The organism is Actinoplanes octamycinicus, assembly GCF_014205225.1.
Taxonomy (GTDB): Bacteria; Actinomycetota; Actinomycetes; order Mycobacteriales; family Micromonosporaceae; genus Actinoplanes; species Actinoplanes octamycinicus.
The window spans coordinates 8,400,217-8,412,254 of record NZ_JACHNB010000001.1; the positions used below are offsets into that span (position 1 = coordinate 8,400,217).

Consider the following 12,038-nt stretch of genomic DNA (forward strand, 5'->3'; position numbering starts at 1 on the left):
AGCCGACCCGTGGTGCTGCGCACTGCCCGGGTCGGGCTGCGCTTGACTCGGGGTCAGCGCAACCGCTGCTTCGGACTGCTGCGCGCGGCCGGCGACGTGTGGGCCTGCATCCTGGAGATCAACAGCTGGCGCCGTCGGCGCGGTGAACCGCCCGTCGCCGGCTATCAGCAGTTGTGCCGGCTGCTCACCGAGTCAGGGCCAGGCACCTTCGCAGAACTCGACACCGCCGGGGCCCGGTCCGTGCTCCGCCGGTACTCCGACGCCTGGTTTTGCGCCGCCGCCCGCCGCAAGGCCGGGCACACCGACGTGCGGTTCCCGCGCCGCCGCCGGGCGCTGATGCCGATCCGCTGGTATCACGGCACCTTCGCTCTCGACGGCCGCCGGCTACGCCTGCCCACCGCCGCCGGATGCCCGCCCTTGTGGGTGCGCTTGGATCGGCTGGCTCCCTACCCGTGCGAGACGATCCGGTCGGTCACCTTGCTGTTCGACGCCGGCCGGCTCTGGATCGACATCACCGCCGAACTGCCCGTGGCCACCTACCCCGCCGGGCAGCAACCCGACCCCGACCGGATCGCCGGCGTCGACCTGGGCATCATCCACCCCTACGCCGTCAGCACCCTCGACGGCGCCGGGCTGCTGGTGTCCGGCCGGGCGATCCGGGCCGAGCACCGGATGCACCTGGCCGACACCAAAAATCGGCGTAAAGCCGTCGCCGGCCGCGCCCCGAAACCCGGCCAGCGGGGGTCCCGTCGCTGGCGCAAGACCCGCCGCCGGGCCCGTCTCGTCGAGGCCCGGCATCGTCGCCGGATCCGGCAGGCCCAGCACGAAGCCGCCACCAGCGTGATCGACTGGGCGGTCAAGCAGCGGGTCGGGACGCTGAGCGTCGGCGACCCGCGCGGGGTCCTCGGCCTGCCGGCAGGACGGCGGCACAACCTACGACTACGGCAATGGCAGATCGGCCGCAGCCTGGCCATCCTGCACGACAAAGCCGCGCTCGCCGGGATACGGGTGCATCTGGTCGACGAGCGCGGCACCTCGTCGACGTGTCCGAACTGCCGCACCCGCATCACCAAACCGGCGGGACGCACCATGCGCTGCCGCACCTGTCTGTTCGCCGGGCATCGGGACCTCGCCGCGGCGTTCACCATCGCCACCCGCACCCCGGGCGGCGTCATCACCACCCCGGCCGGCATGCCGGCCGGGGTGGTCACGCACCGTCGAGCCGGACGGCACCTGCCCGGTGCCGGCCGGTCCCGGCGTGATCCACGCCGCCCAGCGGCACCAGGATCAGTTGGCCGGCTCAGGCCCGCCCCACCACCTTCGGTGGGGAGTCGCTCGTCCATACCACCCGGCATGGACGAGGATCCACAACACACCACCGGGAAACCCGGCGAACGTTAGTGGACACAGCACTAGCGGGTCGGCCAGCAGCGGGGCGAAGCCCAGCTCGGCGGCGCCGATCAGCGTGGTGTCGCCGGCGAAGGCGGACAGCCGCAGGCCGGCCCGCTCCCGGGAGACCGGCATGGCGTGCGTCGCAATCCGGGCCGCGACCTGCGGGGCCGCGGCCCGGTAGACGTCCCGCAGCATGCCGCCGAAGATCACCGCGCCGGGGTTGAACAGGTTGATCAGGTTGGCCACTCCGATGCCCAGCCAGTCGCCGACCCCGGCCACCGCCCGGGCCGCCGCGGAATCGCCGGCCAGCGCGTCGTCGACGACCGCGCGGACCGCGGCGGCGCCGGTCGGGCCGTCGCCCCGGCCGGCCGCGTCGAGCAGCGCCGACTCGCCGGTCTCCGCCTCCAGGCAGCCACGCGAGCCGCACAGGCACGGACGACCGTCGAACGGGTTCACCAGCATGTGCCCGACCTCGCAGCCGTAGCCGCTCTCGCCGCCGAGCAGCTTGCCGCCGACCAGGATGCCGCCGCCCACACCGACGTCGCCGTGCAGGTAGATCAGGTCGGCGACGCCGGCGCCGGCGCCGCGCTGGTGCTCGGCCAGCGCGCCCAGGTGGGCCTCGTTGCCGACCGCCACCGGGTGGCCGAGGTCCAGCGCCTTGCCCAGCTCGGCGCCGAAGGCCTGGTCGACCCAGCCGAGCTCGGGACCGTAGCGGACCATACCGTCGCCGGGGCGGATCATGCCGCAGTACGAGGCGCCGACGCCGACGCAGGTGGTGCCCGGCGGCGCGGTGTCGACCAGCTCCCGGCCGAGCCGGGCCAGCCGGTCGACGACCAGGTCGAGGTCGACGCCGGCGCGCGAGCGGCCGGTCTCGGCGCGGGCCAGGATCGGGCCGCCGAGGCCGACCCGGGCGGCGGTCAGCCGGTCCACCGCCACGTCGAAGGCCAGCACCCAGAACCGCTCCGACTCCGGGCGGACCACCAGCGACGGCCGACCGGCGCCGGTAGTGCCGGCCGGGTGCTCCTCGCGGACCAGACCGGCCGCGGCCAGCTCGGCGGTCAGGCCGAGGATGGTGCTGCGGTTCACGCCCATCCGCTCGGCCAGCGCGGCCCGGGACAGCGGCCCGCTGACGTGGACATGGTGCAGCAACGTGCCCAGGCTGGTGCGTTTCGTCCTCATCGCGCCCCCAGCGTCGCCGATCAACGGCCGCCGGCACAAACTTTCCTCTGGATTGCGACGCGGCCCCCGCGGTTGGTCAAGGTAGCGGCCGCGGCCCGCGTCCCCGGCTGGCTCACATGGGTGTCTCAGCACGCTTGAGACACCCATGTGAGCCAGCCGGGACCGTTCGCGTGCCCGCGGCCGTGACCAAAGGACTTTTAAGCTCCATAGCTTCCGTTTTTTCCAACGTTTGACCTCGCTTCTACCTGCACAATCAGCTGTTCCTGCTGTCGACAATGGATGACGGTCGCTCGTGTGCGGATCGTCTGTCGGTGCCGTGCCGAAGCACTGGATGGGCGTGATTTTGTGACTGGCGACGGCCGCTCGGTCGCTGACCGCTGAGCGGGGGCTACCGGGCCCGGTCTCCCGTGCGAACGCCCGGTGAAGGTCCGTGCCACCGCGACCCGCCTCGCCTGTCCGGCCGCGACTGATGCCGATTCGTTTGCCGGGTGCCCGGAGCTGACAGTGCTCGGTGCGGGCCCCCGGTGTCCGGCCTTATTCCGGCGTGCCGATGTCTGTTGTGGCTTCGTTGTCGGTGCGCTGGGCGGCCGAAAGTAATTGACTGAGCCTCTTCAGTTACCGTTCGAGGCGGTCCAAGCGCTGGTGCTGACCGCCCGGCGACGGCTCGTTCGTGCCGGTCGGTTCGGCCACCAGGGCTTCCAGGTCGCGGAGGCGGCAGTCGGTCCGGAAAGCGTGCGCTTCCAGGTTGCGTACGCGTACCTCAATGGTCTGGCCGTTAATTTTCTTGCTCCTTACGGTCGGGTGGTGTGCTGCTTCAGCCACTCGGCGTGCGCGGTGAGCACGTCGGCGGTGAGCTCGGCGGGCGGGTCGGGGTAGTGGTCCATCCACTGGTCGAGGTCGGCTTCCCAGCCGACACAGAGGCCGAGCTCCTGCGCGGCAGCGGTTAACCGGTGGTAGTAGGCATGCCGGCCGAGGGTGGACCGATTGAGCTCACGCAGGGCGGCGTTCAGGATGAAGGCGTTGGCGTCGGGCAGCGAGTCAAGATATGCCTCGAAGGCGTCGTCGACCTCGATCTCGATGTCGACCATCGCGCGGCCGTTCGCGTCAACCCAGTGCCGCGGCCCGGGGGTGGACGGGTCGGGCGGCTGGGCGCGGACCGTGCTGGTGGTGGCCGTGGCCAGGTCTGCCAGCAGCCGATGAACGTTCGCCCGGCTGACCTCCGCCTCGGTCAGCTTGTTGCCGGCGGCGTCGGCCGCGGCGGTCAGGTGTCTCAGAATCTCCGATGTCATGCGCCGGACCGTACGGACGGGGTCCGACAAGAACCGGCGGCGGATTGGGACGCCCGGCGCGCAAGACCGCGTATGCGGCGCACACTCCACCCGTTCGCCCGGTCTGCCGCCGCCGTTGGGTCAACCGGGAGTCAGGTGATCGAGGGAAGCGGCACTCGTTGCCGGCCTTCATGCCTGTCGCTGGTTGACGTCTGCACAGCGGTGCGCCATGCGCGGTGATTGACCGTCGCGCTGAGCGCCTCGGCCAGGAACAGCTCACCGGCCTGCCTATCGGCTTATTCGGTCTTACATGAGCCCGGCTTCATGGAGGTCGGTTGTTAGCTCCGTTGGAAGAGGGCCTTGCCAATGCCCGGTCCGCGCGGTCGGTGGGGCCTCGATGTGCGCGCCGGGTCCTATTGCGAGCCGATGACTACTGCCGAAGAGCGGTGTGCCGTCAACCGAGAACCGTTGAAGAACGAGTTGCTTCGGCTGCCAGGCCACGTAGACGCCGCCTTTCGGACCACAGGCATGGACGGCGGCCGGTGCGAGATGGGCGATCCGGGTCAATAGCCGCATCGCCGTGGGGTATGGATTACCCCCAGCCGAGATGCGAAGCATGCGAGCGGCGCCTTGCATGATGCCCGGGTATTCACTGCTCAACGACTCGGCGGCGCGTTCGACGACGGAGGCTGACAGCAGGAACTCGGCGGCATCGAGTACCGAGTCGAGGGTGAGAGCAGGGCCGAAACCGATGTCGAGGTCCGCCGCGAAGTGAGCGGTCCGATCCTCGTCGATCTTCTCGGGGTCGGCGCTGCTTAACACCCGGCATCGTTCGAAGATCTCGGTCAGCCACAGCTCGTTCTGATCCCAGCGTTCAACCTGAGACGCCATCGCTGCGAGAGAAACCAGGGTCGCGGCTTGTCGGGCGGCTTCGACGTCTTCGTCGGCTTCGGGCGCTAGCAGCGCGCGTTCCAGCACGACGCCGACCCACTCGGCGCCATCCGCCCGGTCAACGAAGCCATCGCCTGCCACCACCAACAGGGTGACGCGCAGCAAGGCCAGCAGCGCACCTGCTGGCCAATCACTAGTATCCGGCACCAAGGCGGCGATCCGTCTAGCAAGCCGTTCCGCCGACACTCGGTCAGCCAGCAGGCTGGCTACGGGGTCGTCCGGCAAGTCGAACGGGTCTTCGGCATCATTCTCAAAAAGCTCGACGTCGCCGTCGTCGGTTTCCGGCCCGGGAAGCACCTCGCCGGGCTGCGCCGCAGCACGACGACGACCGAGCGCCAACTGAACGAGAGCCAGCCCCACTGCCCGTTCGGCGGCCTGCCGCCACGACACCCGACCGCTAAGTCCATCGGGTCGCACCGTTGCCAAATTTGACAATGCCTCCCACAGCCGTTCGCTTAGGCGCCAATCGGAGAACACATCGTGCAGCCCACGACCCTCGAGCGGGCTGGCCGTTCCCGGCTGGGAAACAACAGCAGTCGCGTCGGTCAGCCGTACCGGACCGAGCCGCGTACCATCCGCTCGGCTGACGTAACACACCGCACCGCCCTCCGCGGCGACCTGCGCTCGGAACTCGTGCACCCGCTCCCGGCTGCCGAGCAGTTTCAGCGGATGCTCTGCCGCCTGCAGGACCAGCGCCGAAATGGTGACTGGGTCATCGGCGACCAGAGTCACCAGCACGCCGTCGTCGTCCAGCAACGCGCGTAGCAGCCGTGCCGCAGTAGCGTCATGCGGTGCCGGGGGAGAGATATCTGCGAGCACCGTACGGATGTCGTCGATGCTTTCGAGTGCGTAGTGCAGTGGCGGGGCGAGGTCACCGTTGCCGAGGTCGCAGAGCAAGGCGAGTTCGCAGTTGCCATATCGGCTGCTTGTTGTCCGCAACATCGCAGCGGCGGTGATGTTGGCGCTACCGACGAGGGCGTGAGTGCCGCCGTCGTCGGTCCATTGGACGAGTTTGCCGTGGTGGTAACGGCCACTGCCGATCAAATACAGTCCCGCCGGCGTTGCGTGTGCCCATGCCATCAGGCGGTCAGGGTCGGCGTATGCCCTGTACGTCACGGCAAACGTCACCTCATCGGCGTTGAAGTGCTGTCCGATCATGGACAGCGCTTTCACGTCGTGGTCCAGGAAGGGGCTTGCCAGCATCAGGTCGGTCACCCTACCGGCGGGTTTCGGCAACTGGGTGGCGATGTCCGTACATAGGTTATGGATCAGTGGCGGTCCAGCGGTCCGTACCGGCTGCCGGGCGAGCAGGGCCGCGGTCGCGTTGATACGGCGGGCTCCGAAATCGTCGATGTAGAGGTACCGCTGCATTTCTATCAGCCATGTGGCGAGATGGTGGAAGGTATCGGGCCAATCGTCGGCGTCGGCGGCGATCGTCGTCCACAGTTCACCTTGGTGGTGCCATCCGCCTTCGGTGACGTTGCCAGACCCGACCGCGACCAGTGCGTGCTCATTGCCGACGACGACGAGCAGCTTCGGGTGGAATTCGCCGTCACTGCGGCAGCGCACCGGTACGTCGGTGTAGTGCACGCCCGCGTGATGAACCTCATCGGCTGGCACTAGGTTCGCGTTGATGTCATGCACCACGGTGACTCGCGCTCCGGCCGCATGCGCCTCCGGCAGGCAGATGGTCTCGAAGAACCGCAGGTCGGCGGTGTAGCTCAGGACGAGTACTTCCTCGGCGTCGACCGCCTTGGCGTGCAGCAGGGACGGTGGGGCGCTGCCGGGCGCGAAGACGTCACTCCAGTGCGGGCTCATGGGAGCCACCGTGAGACGGCGAGTGTCTCCCCGCTCACGGTGAGATAACCGAGTTCGGCCAGGATTTGCCGGAGCCGGTCCAGCCGCAAGCCGGGGGCTACCGAACCTTCCTGGCCGGCCAGGTCCAGGACGTCGCCGAGTTCGCGTAAGCGTGTCGGGATCCGTAGCCGTCCCGCCTCCCACCGGATCCGTCGTCGACTGATCTCCTTGGCCTGCCGTAGCAGGCGGTCGGCAAGGTCGCGGCCGAGTTCGGATACCGACATGTGGGTCGCGCTGGCCAGCCACTCACGGACGTAGCTCGGACCCAACTCGCCCGATTCGATGAACGCGTGCCAAGCCCGGCCATCGAGTTCCGTCAGCCGGTTGACGCCGAGCATGATCACTTGAAGGAGGCGCCATGGGTCGTTGGTTGCGGTGCCGTCCGGATAGAGCAAGCGGTCCTCGACGTCGAGGATCCGCGCGCCGTCCCGATGTGGTGGAAGCTCGGCGGAGAGCAGTTCAACCGCGTTTCCGTCGCGCCCGGCGCCCTTGACGAGAGCATCCGCGAGAGCTGTGCCGATCTCTTCACGGCTTCGTGGTCGCGCGGCGATCTCCTCGGTGAGCCACCACCAGAGCCATCGCCAGGCGGTCACGCTTGCGTTACGCAATAATGTGCCCCGCCAGGACAACGCCCAGTTGGTGAGATGAGCGACGCCCAAGTCCGCCAGCCGGGTCGGATCATCGAAGCAGATTCCGGACATCGCTGCTCGGGGCGTTATCGCCGGGTCTGCCCCCTCGAGCGCGTGCAGCAGTAGCTGAGCAGTGGCGGCGGTACGCATTCGGGCACGCTGCACCGGCTTTGGTGCCACTGGAAGTTCCACGTCGCCGCAGCCGAACAGGATCTCGCTCAGCAGCTCGGCCTCGGCACCCGTGCCGGCACGACATATGCATGCGTCCGGCAGTAGCTGGTCCACGTGGGTATCGGTCAGGCACTCCTCTTCGGCGGCGGCCAGCACCACCCGGAGCGCAGCTAGCGCCGACTCCGGAAGACTTACTGGTCCGGCTCGGAACGTCCCGTCAGCCGGGTCGAGTAACCCCGCCGAGATCTCGACGCCCCGGTAGACGGAGAGGAATCCGCCGTTCTGCTGGGAGTAGCTCTCCGCCACCTCGGCGATGTCAAAAACACCTTGTGCGAGTTCGGCCGCGACGACCCGCGCGCCATGTGGATTCCGGTAAAGCGACGGCATACCGTGCGCGCTTGCATGCCGAAGGCTCGCCGCAGCTAAGATTACCTCCGCACGACGGACCCGTTCGAAGGCGACATCGAGTGGGATAACCTCGCCCGGACCAGCGGGAGAATCGGCCGCTAGTACAGCATGCAAAAGGTAGTAGCGCGCATGGGCGGTGCCCATGTTAACCAATGGCACAAGCCGGCGTACATTGCTCAGCGTCGCCGACTCGACGCCCAGGGGAAAACGACCCTTATCGACGAATGGAACCGCCTCGGTACTCCAGGCGGGGCCGACCACGACAGCAGGCATCCCTTTCCCTCCTCCAGGCTCACTCTACGGCGGGACGTGGCTTCAGTCAGGCGGACTCGTGCACCAGCCCCGCACTACGACGAGCCTGCATTGCCCCAGGGGATACAAGTTGACAGGACAGGATTCGGCGGCCGATATAGCCCGCATTCATCCTTAAAAGCTACGCCTGACTAGTAACCTCACGTGACGAGTGATGGTCGCTTACTGATAACATTGGTGTAGATAAATCACCATATTCAACAGTGGGTGACAAGGGGTCCGCTAATTCGGCATGATCGCGTGTTCGATCAGGCCGCAGGTTCCGGTTGTGATGGCGGCGGCGAGGCTGCAGTTCCGGTGTCGGCCGAGATTCCTGCGGGCGCGATAGTGGCGGATGATGGCGCGTGAGTCAGCGTGATGACTCGCCCTCGCACGGCGGTGAGCGGTCAAGTTGCAGGGCCGCCGTCGGCGAGCGCCCATGTGTGGTCTGCGTGGGAGGTGTGCCCACCACGCGGCGCTGGGTGTACCGGAAGGCCTGGTGGTCGGCTTAGGCGGGCCCGGTGGCGACCTCCTTGGTAGCCGCGAGCTGCTGCGGGCGCTCCCGAGGGCGCGGGGTCGGGCGCGATCCAGGAGTTCCTCGGGCACACCCGACCGGCGCACCGCCCGCCCCTACGGCCACGCATGCCCCTGGCTGTCGGCTCCGCTGAGCCGGGCCACCCGCCATCGACCAGCGGTCGTCACTCCGCGCGACGCGCACCTTCGTGCTCGTCCAGGCGATCAGCCCGGGCGCCGGAGTGCGGAAGCCGACCGGCCAGGGCACGGCCACCACCGACGCCGGATCGGTCGGCCTGGCAACGGCACCTTCAGCTAACGCAGCTGTCCGCTTCACGCTGGTCTGCGTCTGGGACTTCAGATGGCACCGGATCGGTCACGCCAGGGTGGCCTGCCTCAACGATGGGCGACAAGCCGTCGATTCAGCTCGGCGAGCAGCGCCGACGGTCCGGGTCTCATCAGGCCGACGTCGACGATGAAGGCGGCGGCACCCGAGCGTCGACGTACCCGTGGGGACCAGGCCGATACGGCGGCGACGGTAGCGGCGTTCAGGTTGGTGGGAGTTACCAGCAGCTCGGTCAACGGGCCGGTGAAGCGCAGGGCGACCGACTGAACTGCCGACCATGGCAAGAACACTGGTTCGCGGCGGGTGGCTGCGAACTCCAAGCCGACGGCCGAGGCGCGTATCCAGCCGAGATTGCGGCCGGCACCGAGGACGGTCCCGGTTGCTCCCCCGATCGCCGTCAGCAGCACCCAGATCACCGTTCCAGGGAAGTCCCACGCATCCAGCGAGAGGCCGATCGTGGTCAAGCGGACCAGCAGAAACATGGGTACGAAGATCAGCACCATCCTCAGCCACAGCCGCGACCGGCGCAGACGGAATGTCACCGCGTCACCGGCTGGTACCCGGATGAGATCAACGATGGCCACCGGTGAAGTATCCGCAGCCCAGCTTGTCAGGGGATCAGCCGAACGATCACAGCCGGAGCTGCGGTCCCGGCTGCGTCACGTTCAACGAGACATCACACGGCCGGAACGTCTCAGCGGCGTTCGGATCGGCATCACCGTGACGCCAATCCGAACGCCGCCGGCTGCCGCGTCCGGGTATTGGCCGATGATGCCCGGCAAAGCGGTCCAGCAGCCTCAACGCTCAGGGGCGGCTGGATCCTGATTCCGGTCGGGTGTCGCCGAGCCGGGCACCGCTGGCAGTCGGGTTCGAACGTGCCGCGGCGGGGCCGTGAGAGAACCGATGGTGCGGCAGCCACTGAAGGACCGCACCCAAGCCGTGACGGCGCGCTGATCGAAAGAATGAGAAGGTGGCGCGTGGAGAGCCTGTCGACACCCTTCACCGCGACGATCGAAGGCTGCACGGCAGTGGGCTCCGCAGCCGAATCATCGCTATCCACTTGTCCGTAACCGGCCGGCCCGGATGGAGAGCACTGCAGTGACCGCAATGACAAGTGCGGAGCGTATCGCTCACGCGCGCAAGGCCGCCGACGAGCTCAACGCCATCTTGCTGGCCGAAGGGCGCTCGAACCTTCTGGCCCGACCGTGGCAGCAGGCGGTCCGGCGACTCGCACACAACCTCTGGGTCGACGCCAGCGACGATGACATCCTCGCGGTGGCCAGGGAGGACGCCGGCAGTCTCTGCCCACCCCGTGACTTCTTCATCTACCGCGACGATCCGGACGCGCGAAAGGCACTCAACGAACAACTCGATGCTCTGGTGAACCGGCTGCGCAGCCTCATCCGCGAAGGCTGACCGAAGCGGCGACGCCATGAGCCGCACAGGTCGTCCTGCAAGTCATCCTTTACCGGAGTGCGAAGAGGGGGCTCCGCCGTTCACGGCCAGGATGAATCACCGCCCGGCCTGCACAGGGCTCCCTGCTCCGTGCCCTCTTGATCACGGGATCAGGGTGCCGCGGACTTGGCGGCGGCCGGCCCAGGACCCGTCCGGATCAGGTCGACCTCGATACCGGCTCCAGCGGCTTCCGGGCAGTTCCCGGTGGCCAGCGCCGTTCGGTGCGAGCGCCAGCTCGTTATTCAACTCGTTGTCCAGCCAGACAACTGACGGCTGTCCGGATGGCCCGCGTATTCGGTAGTCGAGGGCGAGCCAGTTGTGTCCTTCGCCGCTGAGCAGAACCACTGGTGACGGAAGCCCCCACTCTTGAACCAGGTACGGCGTGTCCAGCAGCGTGATCGTCTCGGCTTGCCCCGCGGGTCCGATCCCGTGGAGGTGATCGAAAGGAACGTACTCGTCCGCGTAGAAGTTCGCGTCGGCCGGGCATGCGTCCCAGGCGTCGGCGATGACGCCGCCGTTCTGGATCCGAAGCAGGCCAATGAGGGGGCCGGCAAGGTGACACCGAGTTGCTCCTCTGCGTCGACGACCAGTTCGTCCGTCAACGGCGGCAGGCGCAGATGCTCAATTTCCGGGTGCCAGAAACTGGCCGCGACCTCGTCGAACGATGCCATGCTTGCCAGAGTGAGTCGCGCTCAGATCGACCGAGATGATGTGGCCGCCGCTGCGGCGGTGCTCGACGCGACCGCGGCCGCCTGCCGCGAATACGAGGTCGGCGCGCACGGTGCGCTGCGGATCGTCCGTGCCCTCGAAGACGTCGAACCCGGTCTGACCACTGACCTGGTCGACGACCTGGACGATGAGCAGGCAGCCTACGACCAAGTGCAGCCCGAGGCGGTCGGCGAAGTTGTCGCCGAGGTCGCCGAGCGGCTGCACGCCGCGATCGAGGAACCGCCGCGGTGGCCACAGCCGGCGCCGTCTGGCTACCGTCCGATGCTAGGCAACGCGATGCAGAGTCCGCATCGCGCCGGCGCGTCCGGAGCCTGAGACAGCCGGCGTTGGTCTGCCGACCGGATGAGGTGGCCTACCGCAAGCTGCCCGACGCCGAGCCAGCGGTGTTCCGGAGCGGCACGACAGGTTGCTCCGCGGTCGCTCGTCCAAGCGCCGCCAGCGCCAGTCAACACGCGACACGTGTCGAAGATGCCCCCTGAGCTGCGGAAACGAACCCCCTTCGGGTATCCCGACAGGCGGTACTTCTGATCACCGTACGGCTGTTTGTGCGGGCTGCCAGCTCAATGGCAGAGCTGAGGACTCTCTCGCTGCCGCGATGCCGCTCCGACTCTTGCGGATCATTTTCTGGTACGACTGGGGGCTCTGTGCGAGCCGGCCCGCGAGGCTGCGGCCCGGGCACGGGTCGTGGCGCGTGTCGTGCGGGTCCGCCCGGGGCAACCCCGAGGCTTGCGGCCCGCGCACGGTTGCGCCGGGACACACCGTTGCGCCGCGACGCACCGCTGCGCAGGGACACACCGTTGCGCCGCGACGCGCGGTTGCGGGCTGCGATCCCGTGGCTCGCGTCGCGGT

Annotated in this window: 8 protein-coding genes; 3 read left to right on the forward strand and 5 right to left on the reverse strand. The window is 68.2% G+C overall.

The window, feature by feature from the left end; translation table 11 throughout:
- The first annotated feature begins 9 nt into the window (after positions 1-9).
- Positions 10-1,401, forward strand: coding sequence for an RNA-guided endonuclease InsQ/TnpB family protein (locus BJY16_RS38100; protein WP_185044388.1), 1,392 nt, complete (start codon positions 10-12; stop codon positions 1,399-1,401).
- Here the strand turns inward: BJY16_RS38100 and BJY16_RS38105 are convergent.
- The 5 genes from BJY16_RS38105 to BJY16_RS38125 all read right to left on the reverse strand — a co-directional run bounded on the left by BJY16_RS38105 (position 1,288) and on the right by BJY16_RS38125 (position 9,589).
- Positions 1,288-2,571 carry an ROK family transcriptional regulator gene (locus tag BJY16_RS38105; protein WP_185044389.1) on the reverse strand — a complete coding sequence of 428 codons (1,284 nt, stop codon included), beginning with the start codon at positions 2,569-2,571 and terminating at the stop codon, positions 1,288-1,290. The two genes, BJY16_RS38100 and BJY16_RS38105, sit on opposite strands and share 114 nt — an antisense overlap.
- 791 nt (positions 2,572-3,362) lie before the next feature.
- On the reverse strand, positions 3,363-3,860 hold the full coding sequence (locus BJY16_RS38110) for a hypothetical protein (RefSeq protein ID WP_185044390.1): 498 nt from the start codon (positions 3,858-3,860) through the stop codon (positions 3,363-3,365).
- Between the two features lie 285 nt (positions 3,861-4,145).
- Positions 4,146-6,608, reverse strand: coding sequence for a phospholipase D-like domain-containing protein (locus BJY16_RS38115; protein WP_185044391.1), 2,463 nt, complete (start codon positions 6,606-6,608; stop codon positions 4,146-4,148).
- The gene (locus tag BJY16_RS38120; protein WP_185044392.1) at positions 6,605-8,128 is read right to left on the reverse strand and encodes a hypothetical protein; all 1,524 of its coding nucleotides are present in this window, start codon (positions 8,126-8,128) and stop codon (positions 6,605-6,607) included. The genes BJY16_RS38115 and BJY16_RS38120 overlap by 4 nt, the downstream gene beginning before the upstream one ends.
- 927 nt (positions 8,129-9,055) lie before the next feature.
- Positions 9,056-9,589, reverse strand: a complete 534-nt coding sequence (locus BJY16_RS38125; RefSeq protein ID WP_185044393.1) for a hypothetical protein — start codon at positions 9,587-9,589, stop codon at positions 9,056-9,058.
- A 523-nt stretch (positions 9,590-10,112) separates the two neighbouring features.
- On the opposite strand from BJY16_RS38125, the gene BJY16_RS38130 reads away from it, so the two are divergent.
- Positions 10,113-10,421 carry a hypothetical protein gene (locus BJY16_RS38130; protein WP_185044394.1) on the forward strand — a complete coding sequence of 103 codons (309 nt, stop codon included), beginning with the start codon at positions 10,113-10,115 and terminating at the stop codon, positions 10,419-10,421.
- Between the two features lie 468 nt (positions 10,422-10,889).
- A complete protein-coding gene (locus BJY16_RS38135; protein WP_185044395.1) occupies positions 10,890-11,504 on the forward strand; it encodes a hypothetical protein in 615 nt (204 codons plus the stop codon).
- Positions 11,505-12,038: the final 534 nt, after the last annotated feature.

Excerpts from the sequence above, each read along its gene's own strand:
- BJY16_RS38105 (WP_185044389.1), bottom strand. The coding sequence starts at position 2,571 with ATGAGGACGAAACGCACCAGCCTGGGCACGTTGCTGCACCATGTCCAC.
- BJY16_RS38110 (WP_185044390.1), bottom strand. The coding sequence starts at position 3,860 with ATGACATCGGAGATTCTGAGACACCTGACCGCCGCGGCCGACGCCGCC.
- BJY16_RS38115 (WP_185044391.1), bottom strand. The coding sequence starts at position 6,608 with ATGAGCCCGCACTGGAGTGACGTCTTCGCGCCCGGCAGCGCCCCACCG.
- BJY16_RS38120 (WP_185044392.1), bottom strand. The coding sequence starts at position 8,128 with ATGCCTGCTGTCGTGGTCGGCCCCGCCTGGAGTACCGAGGCGGTTCCA.
- BJY16_RS38130 (WP_185044394.1), top strand. The coding sequence starts at position 10,113 with ATGACAAGTGCGGAGCGTATCGCTCACGCGCGCAAGGCCGCCGACGAG.